Source organism: Clostridium sp. ZBS2 (assembly GCF_023845855.1).
GTDB lineage: Bacteria > Bacillota > Clostridia > Clostridiales > Clostridiaceae > Clostridium > Clostridium aquiflavi.
Window position 1 is genome coordinate 43,001 of record NZ_JAMQIF010000019.1, and the last position, 18,133, is coordinate 61,133.

Here is an 18,133-nt window from a genome sequence, read left to right on the forward strand (position 1 = left end):
TATGTTATGATTAAAAACGTGCTAGTACGGGCGTTCCTCTGTCATGCATATATATTTTGTTAAGAACGTCAAATTATCTTTAAGGAGGGAATGCACAATGAACGAAATAATAAGAGCTATTGAAGCTGAACAATTAAGAACTGACCTACCAAACTTTAAAATTGGTGACAATGTAAAAGTTTATGTTAAGGTTACAGAAGGTACAAGAGAAAGAGTACAAATGTTTGAAGGTACTGTAATTAAGAAACAAAACGGTGGATTAAGAGAAACTTTCACTGTAAGAAGAGTTGCTTATGGATGCGGTGTTGAAAGAACATTCCCAATGCATGCACCAATAATCGAAAAGATTGAAATCTCAAGAAGAGGTAAAGTAAGAAGAGCTAAACTTTACTACTTAAGAGATAGAGTTGGTAAGGCTGCAAAGGTTAAAGAATTATTAACTAGATAATTAGATTAAAAGGTGGACTGATTCAGTCCTCTTTTTTTCTATAATAAATTAATTAGAAGCTTAAGCTTCTTTTCTTTTAATATAGAAAAAAATAAGCATAAGGAGGAAATGAAATGGCAATTAACTGGTTTCCAGGACATATGAAAAAAACTCAAAGAGAAATAAAAGAAAATTTAAAATTAGTAGATGCGGTTATTGAAATAAGAGATGCTAGAATACCAAGAAGTTCTGCTAATCCGGATATAGATAGTTTATTACAAGGTAAGCCAAGAATAATACTTTTAAATAAAAGTGATTTAACAGAAGGCAAAGTAACAAAAGAATGGATTAAACATTTAACTAAAGATGATGTTAAAGTATTAGAGGTGAATTGTTTAAAAGGAGACGGATTAAAAGCAATAAAACCAATGCTATTATCTTTACTTAAAGAAAAACATGATAGATTAAGAGCAAAGGGCATGGTAAATATAACAACTAGAGTTATGGTTGTTGGAATTCCTAATGTTGGTAAGTCTACATTTATAAATAAAATGGCTAGAAATAGTATTGCTAAAACAGGAGATAAACCAGGAGTTACTAAAAGCAAGCAATGGATAAAAACATCAATAGGCATAGAACTTTTAGATACACCAGGTGTATTATGGCCTAGATTTGAAGATGAAGAAACAGCATTAAATTTAGCTTTTACAGGTGCTATAAAAGATGAAATAATGGATATAGAAGAACTTTCATATAAGCTTGTTGAAAGATTACAAAGCTTTTATAAAGATAATTTAAAGGAAAGATATAAAATAGATGAAGTTTCTGAAGATCCATTAGAAACTTTAAATGCAATAGCTAAAAAAAGAGGTACATTAGTTTCAGGCGGAGAAATTAATTACAATAGAATAGCTGTTATACTATTAGATGAATTTAGAGCTGGAAGAATAGGAAAAATTTCATTAGAACGTCCAGGTAAAATAAATGAATAGTTTACTTGATTTAGATATAGATAAATTATCATATAAAATTATAAAAGAAAAAACTTCAGAAATATCAATTTCAGATAGCTATAAGTCTGAAGAATTAAAGATGATAATTAATAAATTATTAGATGATAAAAGAAAAAATGTATCATCTTTAGGAAAGAGCATGCAAAAACACTTGGATTCATATATAAAAGAAATGTATAGAGTAAAATCTATGTATGACTTTGATAAATCTTTTGGAAAGTTCAAATATATAGCAGGTGTTGATGAAGTTGGAAGAGGACCATTAGCAGGACCTATTGTAGCATGTGCAGTGATTTTAGATCTAAATGTTATTGATGAAGATTTAATATTATATTTAAATGATTCTAAAAAATTAAATTATACAAAAAGAGAAGAATTATCAGAGATAATTAAAGAAAAAGCATTGGCATATCAGATATCTCTTTCATCAAACAAAGAAATAGATGAAAGAGGAATAGCATTTGCTAATAATAATGTTTTTTTAGATTCGTGCAATAATTTAAGCGTAAGACCAGAATTAGTATTATCAGATGGATACTTAGTAAAGAATATAGATATAGATAATAAATTTGTAATAAAGGGCGATACTAAAAGTGCAAGTATTGCAGCTGCATCTATATTGGCAAAAGTATACAGAGATAATATGATGAAGGAATATTCAATTAAATACCCACATTATGATTTTGAAAATAATATGGGTTATGGAACTCAAAAACATATAAATGGATTAAAAAAATATGGAAAATGTGAAATACATAGAAATAGTTTTTTAAATAATATATTATGACAAATACCTTGTAAAATAATGGGGCAATTATTTTACAAGGTATTTTTAAGTTCTAAAAGCATCTTTTATATGATTAATCTTATAAGATGAATCAAGTTTATTAAGATATACTTCTATAACATCAAAACGTACATTAAAATTGTAAAGTTTTTTATAATTTATATAGGATTTTGTAACTTTTATAATGTTTTTTTGTTTGTTTATAGATACGGATTCTCTTGGAACTCCAAATTCATAATTATATCTACCTTTAACTTCTATTATTATTAATATAGAATTTTTTATACATATAATATCTATTTCTCCTAGAAAATTTTTAAAGTTACATTCAAGTATTTTAAAATTATTCTTTATTAGGTAGTTACATGATAATTTTTCGCAATAAGTTCCTATGTCTTTATTAAATTTTTTCATTAATATAAGCTCCTTAAATATATAAATTTTTATTAAATGTAATATAAAAATTATGTTAAGAATAATAATATACAAAATATAGTAAAGATTATTGACATGAATTAAAAAAATAAATCATTTTTATTAAAAGGATTAATAAAAGTTTATATGTCTATAATGTTAATGGGTGATTTAATATGTCTATAAAAATAATAAGTGCCACACAAAATGGCTTAGAAGGATTATTAATAGAAGTAGAAGTTGATATATCAAAAGGCTTACCATCATTTTCTATTGTTGGTCTTGCAGATACTTCTGTTAAAGAATCTAAAGAGCGTGTGAGATCAGCAATTTTAAATAGCGGATATGATTTTCCGCTAGGAAGAATAACTATTAATCTAGCACCAGCAGATACAAGAAAGATAGGATCTCTTTTAGATTTGCCTATAGCATTAGGAATACTTATGGCATCTAATCAAATAGAATGCAATAAAGTAAACGATTATATAATTTTTGGAGAATTATCGTTATCAGGAGAATTAAAAGCAGTAAAAGGAAGTATACCTATAATAATTGAAGGAATAAAAGAAAGAAAAAATAAGTTTATATTTCCTTATGAAAATTTAGAAGAGAGTTATTATTTCGATGAAGGCGAATATTATCCATTTAGAAGTTTGAAAGAAGTAATATCATATGTCACATACAAAGACTTATTACCGTGCAGAATTTCTAAAAGTGATATTGAAAGAAAAGATATTTTAGAGAGTTTGGATTTTGGTGAAATAATAGGACAATACTCATCAAAGAGAGCCCTGGAGATTTCAGCGGCAGGGAAACATAATATTTTATTATATGGAGAACCAGGATGTGGTAAAACAATGCTTGCTAAAGCTATAACATCAATATTACCACCACTATCTAAAAAAGAATTATTAGAAATAGCTAAAATATATAGTGCATCTGGTCTTATGGAAAAAAATACTTTAATAAATCGTCCTTTTAGATCTCCACATCATACTACAACTAAAAGTGCTTTGATTGGAGGAGGAAAAGAAGTAAAGGCTGGAGAAGTAACTTTAGCGCATAATGGAGTGCTTTTTCTTGATGAGGTATTAGAGTTCAAAAAGGATGCTTTAGAATCATTAAGAGAGCCATTAGAAGAAAAAGAAATAAATATAGACAGAATCAGTGGGAACTATACAATGCCAGCCAACTTTTTACTTATTGGAGCATTTAATCCTATTGAAGAAAAAGATGAAAGCATATTAGAAGGTGGTTTATATTCTAGGTATAATGCAAAAAAATATTTCAGAAAATTTTCTACTGCTTTATTAGATAGAATGGATATCTTAAATTTTGTTCCAAGACTTAAATATGATGATATTGAAAAGAGAAAGGATTCATACAATTCTAAAGTTATGAAAGAAAAAGTTCTTAAAGCTAGAGAGATTCAAGAAGAAAGATTTAAAAATACAAGATATAAATATAATTCAGATATAAAAGGAAAAGATATATTTGACATATGCAAGATGAGTAAAGGATGTAGTGATATTTTAAAGCATTATTATAATACATCTAGTGTATCAATGAGAGGATATAGTAAAGTTATTAAATTAGCACAAACAATAGCAGATATAGATTGCAGTAAGGAAATTTTAGAGCAACATATAATTGAAGCGTTTAATTATAGAAGAAATATAGATGGAGAGATTATATAGTAAATATAAGGAGAATCTAAATGTTAAACTATGAATTATGGTTTATATTATTAGATATAAGCAATAAGGAAAAAATGAATTTGATAGATGAGTATGAAACAGAAGAAAATATATATAACAATTTTGAAAATATATTAAAAAGAAATAAAAAATTACAAAAAAAACTTGGAAATTTTGAAAAGAATGATTTGGTTTATGAAATTATATCTGTAAACAATAAATTAAATAAAGAAGGTATAGGATATATAACATACTCTAATCCTTTATACAAAGAGAGATTGAAGCAACTTTCACCAGCACCATGTTATTTATTTTATAAAGGAAATATTGATTTGATAAATGGTAAATCTATAGCTATTGTAGGAGCAAGAAAATGTTCAAATTATGCATTAGCAGTAACAAAGCTCTTGACAAAGGAGATTATTACTAATAATATAACGCTTATAAGTGGTGGTGCAAGAGGTGTGGATTCCATAGCTCATAAATGTGCTTTAGAAAATGGAGGAAAAACTATTATAGTTTTAGGATGTGGTATAGATGTTGTATATCCATCAGAAAATAAAGGTCTATTTTCAAAAGCCATTGAAGATGGGTTGATTATTTCAGAATTTCCATTAGGAACTAAACCTCTAAAGCATAATTTTCCATTAAGAAATAGAATAATAAGTGGTTTAAGTGATGTTGTTATAGTTGCAGAAGCAAGTGAAAAAAGTGGATCATTAATAACTGCTAGAATAGCTCAAGAACAAAACAAAGATGTATTGGTTGTGCCTGGTTCTATTTTATATGAAGGAGCAAAAGGTTCTAATATGTTGATCAAAGATGGATGTGATGTTTTAAGTAGTAAAGAGGATTTAAACAAATTCTTTAATACAAATCACATAAATATTGAAACGATGAAAATTAGACCAGAAAAAAGAGAAATATTAGATATGATTACAGATGAACCAATTCATATAGATGACATATTTAAGAATAGTTGTGTTGACAGAGGGGCTTTATATGCGTTATTATTTGAAATGCAAATAAAGAATGAGATAATTTGCCTTCCTGGTAATTACTATATAAAAATAATTTAAAACAAATTTAGGGGGTGAGTACTTCATAAAATTTTTTATGAAGTTATAAATATGGGTCAAAAACTTGTAATCGTTGAGTCGCCAGCAAAAGCAAAAACAATTGGTAAATATTTAGGGAAAAATTACATTGTAGAAGCTTCTATGGGTCATGTAAGAGATTTACCTAAAAGCAAATTAGGTGTTGATATAGAGAATAATTATACACCCAAGTATATAACAATCAGAGGTAAGGGTGAATTATTAGATAAGTTAAAAAAAGCAGCTAAAAAATCTGATAAAATATATTTGGCAACTGACCCCGACCGTGAGGGAGAAGCTATATCATGGCATTTAGCTAATATTTTAAAGATACCTGAAAATGAAAAATGCAGAATAGTTTTTAATGAAATTACTAAAACTGCAGTAAAGGGTGCTATAAAACAAGCTAGAAGTATAGATTTAGATTTAGTTGATGCTCAGCAGGCTAGAAGAATATTAGATAGACTTGTTGGATATGAGATAAGCCCAATTTTATGGAAAAATGTAAAATGGGGTCTTAGTGCAGGTAGAGTTCAATCAGCAGCATTAAAATTAATTTGTGATAGAGAAGAAGAAATAAAAGCATTCATACCTAAAGAATATTGGTCTGTTGATTGTGTATTAAGAAAAGATAGAAAGAAATTCCCAATAAGACTTTCAACTTATAAGAGTAAAAAAATTGAAGTTAACACAGAAGAAGAAGCTAATAAAATAAAACAAGAACTTGAAAATGATAAGTTTATTATAAAGGCTATAAAAAAAGGTAATAAGGTTAAAAATCCATTACCACCATTTACAACAAGTACACTTCAACAAGATGCTAGCAAAAAGTTGAATTTTATGACTAAGAGAACTATGTCAATTGCACAGGCTCTTTATGAAGGTATAGAAATTAAGGGATATGGAACTGTTGGTTTAATTACTTATATGAGAACAGATTCTATGAGAATATCTCAAGAAGCTCAAGAAAATGCAAAAACATTTATTGAAAATACTTATGGTAAAGAGTATTTGCCAAGTGCTCCTAGAATATATAAAGGAAAGAAAAATATTCAAGATGCGCATGAAGCTATTAGACCTACATACGTAGAAATTACACCAGAAGTAGCAAAAGAAAATTTAACTTCAGAACAATATAAACTATATTCATTAATTTGGAATAGATTTGTAGCAAGTCAAATGTCATCATGTGTACTTAATACAAATTCTATAGATATACTAAATGGAGAATATAAATTTAAAGCATCAGGATCAACAATAAATTTTGATGGATTCATGAAAATATACGAGTATTTAAATGAAGATGATGAAAAGTCTGTTACATTACCTGTTTTAGAAGAAGGGGAAGAATTAAAAGTTGTATCTATAGATGAAAAACAACATTTTACACAGCCTCAACCAAGATATACAGAAGCATCTTTTGTTAAATTGCTAGAAGAAAAAGGAATAGGAAGACCTAGTACGTATGTACCAACAATATCTACATTAGTTGGCAGGTCATATGTTATTCGTGAAAAGAAAAACTTAATTCCAACAGAACTAGGATTTATAGTAAACAATATAGTTAGTGAATACTTTACTCAAATAGTGGATGCAGATTTTACAGCTGATATGGAGAAAAAGCTTGATAATGTTGAAGAAGGAAGTGAAAGTTGGACTAAAATAGTAGAAGAATTCTTCACACCTCTAAAGGTAGCAATAGAAAAAGCCGAAAAAGAAATATCAAAGGTTGTAATAGAAGATAAAGTTAGTGATGTTAAGTGTGATAAATGTGGTCGCATGATGGTAATAAAAAGAGGACGATATGGTGAGTTCTTAGCATGCCCTGGATACCCAGAATGTAAGAATGCTAAACCTATAGTAGAAGAATTAGATGTACCATGTCCTGAATGCGGAAAAACTATAGTTGTTAAGAAAAGCAAAAGAGGAAAGAAATTCTTTGGATGTTCAGGATATCCAGAATGTACTTTTGTTAGTTGGTATGAACCAGTAAAGGAAAAATGTCCCAAGTGTGATTCTTATATGGTACTTAAATATTCAAAAACTAAAGGAAAATATATCAAGTGTTCTAATGGAGAGTGTGATTATACTAAAGAACTTAAAGAAGATAAAAGCGAATAATTTTAATTATGAATTTTAACAGTTCTATTGTGTCGAAATAAAAAAAAATACTGTTGTAAAGCACTAGTTTATATGTTAGACTAAAATCAACAAGACATGAGAGAAAATTCATTAAATTAAGAATTTTCTAAAAAAAGATTATATTCTGTTTGTATAATCAGAGATTATTGTGAGGTTAACAAGGAGGATAAGAAATGTCATCTCTATTAAATAAAACAAGAAGACTAAATAAAATCTTGCAAAAGACAGGGACTGAGCCAGTTGCTTTTCAAGATATATGTACACTTTTAAGCGAAGTTCTTGAATGTAATGCTTATATAGTAAGCAAAAGAGGTAAAGTTTTAGGATATACTTTTTCTCCAGGCTTTGAATGTGAAGCTATGAAAAAGAAAGTTATAGAAGATAAAAAATTTCCGGAAGATTATAATCTTACCCTTTTAGAAAGTAATGAAACATTAGCAAACTTATATAATCAAGGTAGATGTGTATTTGCAGAAATTGGTGATTGTAAGGCAAAAGATAAAATTTCAACTATAATTCCAATAATAGGTAGTAGAGAAAGATTAGGTACATTAATATTAGCTAGATTTGGAAAAGAATTTACTGATGATGATTTAGTTTTAGTTGAGTATAGTGCAACAATAGTTGGAATGGAAATGCTTAGAGCAATGCAAGAAGATTTAGCAGAGCAAACTAGGAAAAAAGCTGTTGTTCAATTAGCTATAGGAACTCTTTCTTATTCTGAATTAGAAGCAGTAGAACATATTTTTGAAGAATTAAATGGAAATGAAGGCTTATTAGTTGCTTCTAAAATTGCTGATAAAGTAGGAATAACCAGAAGTGTTATAGTAAATGCTTTAAGGAAATTTGAAAGTGCTGGTGTTATTGAATCTAGATCGTTAGGCATGAAAGGTACTTATATTAGAGTATTAAACGAAAAATTATTAGATGAATTAAAAAAAATAAAATAGTAGTTTTATTTCAAAATTAGACGAGCTATAAATAGAAGAAACCAAGAAATTTGGTTTCTTCTATTTATTTTTAGAGAAAAAGTAATTTTTTTGTTGATAGGTTAAATACCTTATGTTATACTGTTTAAGGTAACAAAATACACACATCATCCAATTTGTAAATTAGGTGCCCTATTAAGGGATTATTTGCAAGAAGAAGATGATGGAGGTAAAAACCAAGGAGGTAACAAAATGTCAGTAATATCAATGAAACAATTATTAGAAGCAGGTGTACACTTTGGACACCAAACAAGAAGATGGAACCCTAAGATGGCTCCTTACATTTTCACAGAAAGAAATGGTATATATATCATAGACCTTCAAAAAACAGTTAGAAAAGCTGAAGAAGCTTATAACTTCATTAAAGAAGTAGCTACAGAAGGAAAAGATATATTATTCGTTGGAACAAAGAAACAAGCTCAAGAAGCTATCAAAGATGAAGCAATAAGAAGCAGCATGCACTTTGTAAACAATAGATGGTTAGGTGGAATGTTAACAAACTTCTCTACTATCAAGAAAAGAATAAGAAGACTTTCTGAAATAGAAACAATGCAAGAAGATGGAACATTTGATGTTCTTCCAAAGAAGGAAGTTATCAAATTAAAGGGTGAATTAGAAAAATTAGAAAAAAATCTTGGTGGTATCAAAAACTTAGATTGTGACAACATAGGTGCTATGTTCGTAGTTGATCCAAGAAAAGAAAAGAATGCTATATCAGAAGCTAAGATTCTTGGAATCCCTGTAGTTGCTATAGTAGATACTAACTGTGATCCAGAAGAAGTTGATTACGTAATTCCTGGTAATGATGATGCTATAAGAGCTGTTAAATTAATAACTGCTAAAATGGCTGATGCTATCATGGAAGGAAGACAAGGCGAAGAATTAGCTGAATAGTTTATATATACTATTTTAATAGAAGACAAAACAATTTTGTTTTGTCTTCTAACTTAGAAGCCATAATTATTAAAAATTTAATACTTTATATTAAGTTTTTAATAATTCTTCTAAATAGTTAATTTATTATGAATATAATAGATTAATAAAATGCAATATATAATCGAGGAGGAATTTAATAATGATATCTGCAAAATCAGTTAAAGAATTAAGAGAAAGAACTGGCGCAGGAATGATGGACTGCAAAAAAGCATTAACAGAAACAGATGGTGACATCGAAAAAGCTGTTGAAGTATTAAGAGAAAAAGGACTTGCGGCTGCAGCTAAGAAATCAGGAAGAGTTGCTGCTGAAGGTTTAGTTAAAACATATATTTCAGAAGATAAAAAGAGCGGAGCTATCGTTGAACTTAACTGTGAAACAGATTTCGTTGCAGCAAATGAAGATTTCATTGCTTTTGCTGAAGCTTTAGCTAAAATAGCAACATCAACAAATGTTACAACAGTAGAAGAATTTGTTAATGAAAAATTTGACGGAGAAGCTACAATACAAGAAGCTTTAACAGGATTAATCGCTAGACTTGGTGAAAACATGACTGTTAGAAGATTTGTTAAATTTGCAGTAGATAATGGAGTAGTTAAAAGCTATATCCATGGTGGTGGAAGAATTGGTGTTTTAGTAGAAGTAGCTTGTGATGTAGAGTCACCAGCTGTTGAAGAAGTTGCAAAAGAACTTTGTATGCAAATAGCTGCTGCAAACCCATTATTCTTATCTAAAGAAGAAGTTGATCAAGATTCTATAGAAAAAGAAAAAGAAATCTATAGAGTTCAAGCTTTAAATGAAGGAAAGCCAGAAAAGATAGTTGAAAAGATGGTTATGGGAAGAATCCAAAAGTACTACAAAGAAGTTTGTCTTCTTGAACAACTTTGGGTTAAAGATGGCGATAAGACTATAACTAAGTTTATAGATGAAAAAGCTAAAGAAGCTGGTTCTGCAATCAAAGTAAATAGATTCGTAAGATTCGAAAGAGGCGAAGGAATCGAAAAAGTTGAAGAAAACTTTGCAGAAGAAGTTGCTAAACAATTAGGAAAATAGTAAAATATAAAAAACTAAAGAGGACACTCTGTGTTCTCTTTTTTTAAAGAAAATAATAGAATATAAGGCATTGTTTTCTTCTAATGCCACATTTAGGAGGTAGTTTTAAATGACAAATTGTAAATATAAAAGAGTAATTTTAAAACTTTCAGGTGAAGCTTTAGCTGGAGTAAGTGGTTTTGGACTTGACTTTAATGTAGCTAAAAGAATAGCTCTAGAAATTAAAGAACTAGTTGATATGGGAGTAGAAGTTGGAACAGTTGTAGGTGGAGGAAATATCTGGCGTGGAAGAAGCGGCGAAGGTATGGATAGAACAACAGCTGATTACATGGGAATGATGGCTACTTGTATAAATGCATTAGCACTACAAGATTCTTTAGAACAAGTAGGCGTAAAAACTAGAGTTCAAACTGCTATAGAAATGAAAGAAGTTGCAGAACCTTTTATTAGAAGAAGAGCAATGAGACACTTAGAAAAAGGTAGAGTTGTTATTTTTGCAGCAGGAACAGGAAATCCATATTTCTCAACTGATACTACTGCAGCTTTAAGAGCAGCAGAAATAGAAGCAGAAGTAATACTTCTAGCAAAAAAAGTTGATGGAGTTTATGATAAAGATCCTATGAAGTTTCCAGAAGCAAAAAAATATGATACACTATCATATATAGATGTTTTAGATCAAGGATTACAAGTTATGGATTCTACAGCAACTTCATTATGCATGGATAATAATATTCCAATACTTGTATTTGGTTTAGATGAGCCAGGTAATATTAAAAGAGCAATAACTGGCGAAAATATCGGAACATTAGTAACTAAAAAATAGGAGGATAATCATGATTAAGGACATCATTAAGAATGCAGAAGAAAAAATGCAAAAAACTGTAACTGTATTAAAATCAGAGTTAGGAACTATGAAAGCAGGAAGAGCTAATCCAAGTATGCTTGATAAAATTCAAATCGATTATTATGGAAGCATGTGCCCATTATCACAAGCAGCAAATATTTCTTCACCTGAACCAAGAGTATTAATGATAACACCTTGGGAAAAGCAATTATTAAAAGAAATTGAAAAAGCGATTTTAAAATCGGACTTAGGTTTAAATCCTTCAAATGATGGTTCAATAATAAGATTAGTTATTCCAGAATTAACAGAAGAAACAAGAAAGGATCTTGTTAAAAAAGTTAAAAAAACTGGGGAAGAATCTAAAGTAGCAATTAGATCAATTAGAAGAGATGCTAATGATAAAATTAAAGCATTAAAGAAAGATGGAGACGTATCTGAAGACCAAATTAAAAAAGGCGAAGATGATGTTCAAAAGAAGACAGATGCTATTATAAAAGATATAGACAAGATAATAGTTGATAAAGAAAAAGAGATTCTAGCTATTTAATCTCAAAACCTGCTATTTAGCAGGTTTTTTTCCTTAATTTGTTCATTTAATTGATATTTAAGCTGATTTATATTATAAACAGAGAGAGGGGATGGGAAATTTGTTAAGTATATTTAAGTCAAAAAAAGATTCGACAAATGAAGTTGTACTAGATATGAATAAAATACCGCAGCACATTGCAATAATAATGGATGGAAACGGTCGTTGGGCTAAAAAAAGAAAATTACCAAGAAGTATGGGACATAAAGCAGGCGTTGAAACAATAAGAAAAATTGTAAAAGAGTCTAAAAGATTAGGAATAAAATATTTAACTTTATATGCTTTCTCAACTGAAAATTGGAAAAGACCTAAAGAAGAAGTAGGTGCATTAATGCAGCTACTAGTAGTTTATCTTAAGCGAGAAGTTGCAGAACTTAACAAAAATGGTGTTAAAATCAATGTATTGGGTGATATGTTAAAATTCCCAGCAGAATGTAAGGAAGAATTAAATAAAGCTATAGAAATAACAAATAATAATACTGAAATAAATTTAAATCTGGCACTAAATTATGGTGGTAGAGATGAATTAGTTAGAGCTATGAAATTAATTATAGATGATTTAGAAGACGATAAAATAAAAAAAGAAGATATTAGTGAAGATTTGATATCAAATTACATATATACTAAAGGAATGCCTGACCCAGATTTGATTATTAGACCTTCTGGTGAACAAAGAATTAGTAACTTTTTATTATGGCAATGTGCTTATTCAGAATTTTGGTATTCAGATATAGCTTGGCCAGATTTTAAAGAAGAAGATTTACAAAAAGCCATATTGGACTATCAAAATAGAGATAGAAGATTTGGTGGAGTAAAGTAAAGGGGTGACTGTTTTTGAAATCTAATAATAGATACTTAGGTGCACTTATGATTGCTCCATTTATAATATTTATTTTTCTTGGAGGAATTTATCTTAAATCATTTGTTATTTTATTATCAGCAATGGGACTTTGGGAATTCTACAATGCTTTAAAAAAGAAGGACTTTAATCCAATATCAGTTTTTGGATATGCATTATTAATTATGTATTATTTTTTAAATAATGATTTTAATATAATGATGTATGTAGTAGTTCTTGCCATGTTTATATTGTTGATTATTCCAGTAATAAATTTAGATTATACATTTATAGATGTTTCTTTAACATTTTTAGGTTTTATATATGCTGGTATTTTATTTAGCTTTGTATATTTAGTTAATGCAAAACATCATGGAGAATTTTTAGTTTGGCTTATATTTATAGGATCATGGATGACAGATACAAGTGCATATTACTCAGGAAAATTTTTAGGTAAACATAAACTTTGTCCAAAGGTTTCTCCAAAGAAAACAATTGAAGGATCTATCGGAGGTCTTTTAGGCGCAATTTTATGTTGTGGTATATTTGGAATTATAGTTAATAAATATGTATATGTTATGCCTTTATATCATTATTTTATTATAGGAGCTTTGTGTGGTGTGTTTAGCCAGTTTGGAGACTTAGTAGCCTCTTCAATAAAAAGATATGTAGGAATAAAAGATTACAGCAATTTAATACCTGGTCATGGTGGAATATTAGACAGATTTGATAGTATAATTTTTTCATCAACAGTTGTATTTTATTACTTAACTTTTATAGTTGGAATTTAATATTTATTAAAAAATCTGTAGATTTAAATTTAAGTCTGCAGATTTTTTTGTTGTAAAATTTAAAAATATAGATTTTGTTAAAGATAAATAATAATTAAATTGTTACTTAGGGCATATATTATAAAAAGTGATTTTAGGGTGGTGTATAGTATTTTTGAGAAATATAAAAAAATAATATCTTTAACAGTATTACTTTTTATAACAGTTATAATTACATATATTATAAAATATTATTTTAAACCTTTTTTAGCAATGATATTTATATCGATAATAGCTGCTCCACTATATAAGCTTATGATAAAATTAAATATTCCGTATAAGATTTCAGGAGCTCTAAGTATTGTTTTAGTTAATATATTTTTAATATTAATTATATTATATTTAGGAAATGAAATATTCAATGTATTTCAAAAGATATATTTGAGTAATGTAAACACAATAAATAGAATTATACAAGATATTTCATTAGAACTTGATTTGCAATTAAAAAAGCTTGATTTGGGTAAGAGTGTAATATCCATAATAAATCAAGAAAGTATAAGAAGAGGGGCACTAACTACAGGTGAAGGAATAATAGCTTATTTTATAGGAAATATATGTGCTTTCTTTATATTAGTAGATGGGGAAAAAATAAAAAGTTTAGTTTTAATGTTATTTCCAAGTGAAATGATTAAAAAAATAAAAAAACAAAAAGAAAATTTTAGTCAAATGTGTTTGATAGAAATAAGTTTAGTTTTGATATCAACACTTGAGATTATAGGAGGATTCTTTATATTAAATGTATCTAATTATTTTATATTAGGAATACTTTGTGGTATTTTAGATGTGTTACCTTATGTAGGAACTATAATTGTATTTATTCCAATTATAATATACAATATTGTAATGAAAGATTATCTTACTGCATTTGGACTTATGTGTTTATATATATTAGTTCAAGTCATAAGAGAAATTTTAGAAGCAAAATTTTTAAGTGATAAACTAGATATACATCCTTTAATTGTATTAATTTCTATATATATTGGGGTAGAAGTATTTGGGATTTTAGGAATACTAGTTGGACCTATGTACAGTATTTTGGCAAAAGAAATAGTATATAGTTCTAGTTAAACAATTTATAAAAATTAGTAGCATTTTATAATGTACTTTAGGAGGAAAGAAATGAAAAAGCTATCTATATTAGGGGTTACAGGTTCAATAGGAACTCAAGCCTTAGATGTAATAAAAAAATCAAATGGAGAATTAAAACTAATTGGAGCAACTGCTAATTCTTCAGTAAATAAAATGATTGAAATTATTGAAGAATTTAATCCTAAATATGTAGGTATGATGGATAAGACTTCTGCAGAGAAATTAGAAAAATACTGCAAAGAAAGAAATAAGCCAACAATAGTTTTATCTCAAATGAAGGGTCTTAATAAAATAGCATCTCTAGAAGAAATTGACATAGTTTTGACATCTTTAGTTGGTATGATAGGCTTAGAGCCAACATTAGAAGCGATAAAGGCAAAAAAAGATATAGCACTTGCAAATAAAGAGACATTAGTTGTTGCAGGTGAACTTGTTATGAGTGAAGCTAAAAAAAATAATGTTAAAATACTTCCTGTTGATTCAGAGCACAGTGCTATTTATCAATCTTTAAGAGGAAATGATTTAAATACTTTAAATAAAATAATACTTACAGCATCAGGTGGACCTTTCAGAGGTAAGAAATTATGTGATTTAAATGATATAAGTGTCGATGATGCTTTAAATCATCCTAAGTGGAATATGGGAAGAAAGATTTCTATTGACTCAGCTACTTTAATGAACAAAGGTCTTGAAGTAATAGAGGCACATTGGCTTTTTGAGTGTGATTATGATAATATACAAGTTGTTATTCATCCTCAAAGCATAGTACATTCTATGGTTGAATATTGTGATGGAAGTATAATAGCACAACTTGGAGCAGCAGATATGAGACTGCCAATACAATATGCTCTTAATTATACAGAAAGAAAAAATTTAATAGCAAAAACATTAGATTTTTATGAAGTATCACAGTTAACTTTTGAAAAACCGGATTTAGAAACTTTTAAGCCATTAAAATTAGCGTTTAAAGCAGGTAAACAAGGTGGACTTATGCCAACTATATTAAATGGTGCTAATGAAGCGGCAGTATCATTATTTTTAGACGAAAAAATTGAGTTTTTAGATATTTTTAATATTATAGAAAATTGTATGAATGCATTTGAAGAAGAAAGTAAAAAGCCTTTAACTTTAGAGAATATAATTAAAATAGATAGAAAAGTTAAAAAATATGTAGTAGATATGAAATAGGAAAGGATGAAAAAATATGAATCTAGTAGCTATATTAGGGGCTATTTTAGCGTTTAGTGTTTTAATAATTGTACATGAACTTGGCCATTTTACATTAGCAAAATTAAATGGAGTAAGAGTAGAGGAATTTGCTATAGGAATGGGCCCTAAGGTGATTTCTAAAAAAGGAAAAGAAACAACATATTCATTACGTCTATTTCCTATTGGTGGTTTTGTAAATATGATGGGTGAAGAAGAGGCAGTTCAAGATGAGAGGAGTTTTTCAGAAAAATCGCCTCTTAGAAGGATAAGTATTATAATAGCTGGAGCTGCAATGAATTATATATTGGCAATAGTAATATTTGCGTGTATTGCAGGAAAATTTGGATACAAAGTGCCAGAGATAGCAACTGTTCTTCCGGATCATCCAGCAATAGAAGCAGGCTTACAAGAAGGCGATAAATTTTTAAAAATAGATGGTTCACGAGTTTTTACAGCGGATGATATTAGAGTTGGAATAATTATGGCAAAAGGTGAGCCTGTTGATCTTACAGTAAAAAGAGGAGAAGAAATTAAAAATTTAACTATAACGCCAAAATTAAATAAAGAAAATGAATATATCGTAGGTATAGGTTTTGGAGTAGAAACTAATCCAAGTATAGGTGCTAGCTTGAAACATAGTGTTAATCAAACAGCTTCTTTAGTGTCTCAAACATTTAAAGGTCTTAAAATGATATTTACAGGAAAATCAAATTTAAAGACAGATGTGGGAGGTCCACTTACAATAATTAAAATGTCAGCTAAAACTGCTGAAAGTGGTATTTGGGATCTAATGTATTTTGTTGGTTTTATAAGTGTTAGTTTAGCTGTGTTTAATATGTTACCATTCCCAGCTTTAGATGGAGGTTGGACAGTAATACTATTAATTGAATTAATAACAAGAAGAAAAGTTCCAAATAAGATAGTTGAAAATTTAAATTATGTAGGATTTATGTTACTTATAGGTCTTATGATTTTAGTAACTATTAAAGATATCATATTCCCTGTTAAGTTTTAGGAGATGAAAATATGGAAAGAAGAATTTCAAAGAAAGTTAAAGTCGGAAATACTTATGTTGGTGGAGATGCACCAATAACTATTCAATCAATGACTACTACTGATACAAGAAATGTGGAAGATACATTAAATCAAATAAATGAACTGTACAAAGTTGGCTGTGATATAGTGAGATGTGCAGTATTAGATATGGATGCAGCAAAAGCACTAAAGGAAATAACAACTAAATCACCGATACCAGTAGTTGCAGATATACATTTTGATTATAGATTAGCAGTTGAATCAATAGAAAGTGGTGTATCTGCTTTAAGAATTAATCCAGGCAATATTGGAAGTGAAGAAAAAGTAAAGATAGTTGCAGAAAAATGTAAAGAAAAAAACATACCTATAAGAATAGGTGTTAACTCTGGATCTTTAGAAAAAGATATATTAGAAAGAGATGGAAAACCTACAGCACAAGGTTTAGTTGAAAGTGCTCTAAGACATGTTAAGATTTTAGAAAGATTAGATTTTAACGATATAGTTATTTCAATAAAATCATCAGATGTAAGGATGATGATAGATTGTTATAGATTAATAGGAGATAAATGTGATTATCCTCTTCATTTAGGGGTTACAGAATCAGGAACTGTAACTAAAGGTACAATTAAATCAAGCATAGGTATAGGAACTCTTTTAGCTGAGGGAATAGGTGATACTATAAGAGTGTCTTTAACTAGTGATCCTGTTGATGAAATTAAAGTTGCAATAGAAATACTTAAGTCATTAGGATTAAAAAAAGGTGGAGTAAACTTTGTATCTTGTCCTACATGTGGAAGAACTCAAATTAATCTTATTAAGATAGCAAATGAAGTTGAAAAAAGATTAGAAAATTGCAATAAAGATATTAAAGTTGCTGTTATGGGATGCGTTGTAAATGGTCCTGGAGAAGCAAGAGAAGCAGATATTGGAATTGCTGGAGGTAAAGGTGAAGGAATCATCTTTAAAAAAGGCGAAATAATTAAAAAAGTTAAAGAAGAAGAGTTAATAAATGCTTTGATGGAAGAAATAAATAATATTTAGTTTAGAAGATAAAAAGGATATTTTGTGATTTATAAATTAAGCATTATAATATAAGAATAAGTATAGGGGGATGAAAATCCCTCTATTTATTCTTTAGAGAGGAGA

At 28.4% G+C, this 18,133-nt stretch carries 18 protein-coding genes; 17 read left to right on the forward strand and 1 reads right to left on the reverse strand.

The genetic code is table 11. The annotated features are described in order from the left end of the window. Positions 1-97 precede the first annotated feature (97 nt). The 3 genes from rplS to rnhB all read left to right on the forward strand — a co-directional run bounded on the left by rplS (position 98) and on the right by rnhB (position 2,227). On the forward strand, positions 98-448 hold the full coding sequence (gene rplS, locus NG918_RS11525) for a 50S ribosomal protein L19 (RefSeq protein ID WP_003371296.1): 351 nt from the start codon (positions 98-100) through the stop codon (positions 446-448). 113 nt (positions 449-561) lie between these two features. Continuing rightward, complete coding sequence (ylqF, locus tag NG918_RS11530; protein WP_012424674.1) at positions 562-1,419, forward strand: ribosome biogenesis GTPase YlqF; 858 nt, start codon at positions 562-564, stop codon at positions 1,417-1,419. Next, a complete protein-coding gene (gene rnhB, locus NG918_RS11535) occupies positions 1,412-2,227 on the forward strand; it encodes a ribonuclease HII (RefSeq protein ID WP_252226273.1) in 816 nt (271 codons plus the stop codon). The genes ylqF and rnhB overlap by 8 nt, the downstream gene beginning before the upstream one ends. A 45-nt stretch (positions 2,228-2,272) precedes the next feature. On the opposite strand, the gene NG918_RS11540 is transcribed toward rnhB, so the two are convergent. Then, positions 2,273-2,641 carry a YraN family protein gene (locus NG918_RS11540; protein WP_252212870.1) on the reverse strand — a complete coding sequence of 123 codons (369 nt, stop codon included), beginning with the start codon at positions 2,639-2,641 and terminating at the stop codon, positions 2,273-2,275. 176 nt (positions 2,642-2,817) lie between these two features. Between NG918_RS11540 and NG918_RS11545 the strand changes: the two genes are divergently transcribed. The 14 genes from NG918_RS11545 (at position 2,818) to ispG (ending at position 18,028) form a co-directional block, all read left to right on the forward strand. Beyond that, entirely contained in the window at positions 2,818-4,338 is a 1,521-nt protein-coding gene (locus NG918_RS11545) for a YifB family Mg chelatase-like AAA ATPase (RefSeq protein ID WP_252226275.1), read from the forward strand. Positions 4,339-4,358: 20 nt separating this feature from the next. After that, entirely contained in the window at positions 4,359-5,417 is a 1,059-nt protein-coding gene (gene dprA / locus NG918_RS11550; RefSeq protein ID WP_252226277.1) for a DNA-processing protein DprA, read from the forward strand. A gap of 51 nt (positions 5,418-5,468) precedes the next feature. Beyond that, positions 5,469-7,556, forward strand: coding sequence for a type I DNA topoisomerase (gene topA / locus NG918_RS11555; RefSeq protein WP_252212867.1), 2,088 nt, complete (start codon positions 5,469-5,471; stop codon positions 7,554-7,556). A 194-nt stretch (positions 7,557-7,750) separates the two neighbouring features. Next, a complete protein-coding gene (gene codY, locus NG918_RS11560) occupies positions 7,751-8,527 on the forward strand; it encodes a GTP-sensing pleiotropic transcriptional regulator CodY (protein ID WP_252212866.1) in 777 nt (258 codons plus the stop codon). A 231-nt stretch (positions 8,528-8,758) separates the two neighbouring features. Continuing rightward, complete coding sequence (gene rpsB / locus NG918_RS11565; protein WP_252212865.1) at positions 8,759-9,460, forward strand: 30S ribosomal protein S2; 702 nt, start codon at positions 8,759-8,761, stop codon at positions 9,458-9,460. Between the two features lie 181 nt (positions 9,461-9,641). Continuing rightward, a complete protein-coding gene (gene tsf, locus NG918_RS11570; RefSeq protein WP_252212864.1) occupies positions 9,642-10,553 on the forward strand; it encodes a translation elongation factor Ts in 912 nt (303 codons plus the stop codon). A 109-nt stretch (positions 10,554-10,662) separates the two neighbouring features. Further along, positions 10,663-11,376: a UMP kinase gene (gene pyrH / locus NG918_RS11575; RefSeq protein WP_012425060.1), complete on the forward strand. Its 714-nt coding sequence runs from the start codon at positions 10,663-10,665 to the stop codon at positions 11,374-11,376. 10 nt (positions 11,377-11,386) lie between these two features. Next, on the forward strand, positions 11,387-11,944 hold the full coding sequence (gene frr, locus NG918_RS11580) for a ribosome recycling factor (protein ID WP_252212863.1): 558 nt from the start codon (positions 11,387-11,389) through the stop codon (positions 11,942-11,944). Positions 11,945-12,044: 100 nt separating this feature from the next. Beyond that, positions 12,045-12,803 (forward strand): undecaprenyl pyrophosphate synthase, encoded by a 759-nt coding sequence (gene uppS / locus NG918_RS11585; protein WP_286673995.1) that lies wholly within the window; start codon positions 12,045-12,047, stop codon positions 12,801-12,803. A 14-nt stretch (positions 12,804-12,817) separates the two neighbouring features. Continuing rightward, a complete protein-coding gene (locus NG918_RS11590) occupies positions 12,818-13,612 on the forward strand; it encodes a phosphatidate cytidylyltransferase (RefSeq protein WP_252226280.1) in 795 nt (264 codons plus the stop codon). A 141-nt stretch (positions 13,613-13,753) separates the two neighbouring features. Continuing rightward, positions 13,754-14,722: an AI-2E family transporter gene (locus NG918_RS11595; protein ID WP_252226282.1), complete on the forward strand. Its 969-nt coding sequence runs from the start codon at positions 13,754-13,756 to the stop codon at positions 14,720-14,722. Between the two features lie 51 nt (positions 14,723-14,773). After that, a complete protein-coding gene (gene dxr / locus NG918_RS11600) occupies positions 14,774-15,931 on the forward strand; it encodes a 1-deoxy-D-xylulose-5-phosphate reductoisomerase (protein WP_252226284.1) in 1,158 nt (385 codons plus the stop codon). Positions 15,932-15,947: 16 nt separating this feature from the next. Continuing rightward, positions 15,948-16,967, forward strand: a complete 1,020-nt coding sequence (locus tag NG918_RS11605) for a M50 family metallopeptidase (RefSeq protein WP_252212858.1) — start codon at positions 15,948-15,950, stop codon at positions 16,965-16,967. An 11-nt stretch (positions 16,968-16,978) separates the two neighbouring features. Next, the gene (gene ispG, locus NG918_RS11610; RefSeq protein WP_252226286.1) at positions 16,979-18,028 is read left to right on the forward strand and encodes a flavodoxin-dependent (E)-4-hydroxy-3-methylbut-2-enyl-diphosphate synthase; all 1,050 of its coding nucleotides are present in this window, start codon (positions 16,979-16,981) and stop codon (positions 18,026-18,028) included. The last annotated feature ends 105 nt before the right edge of the window (positions 18,029-18,133 follow it).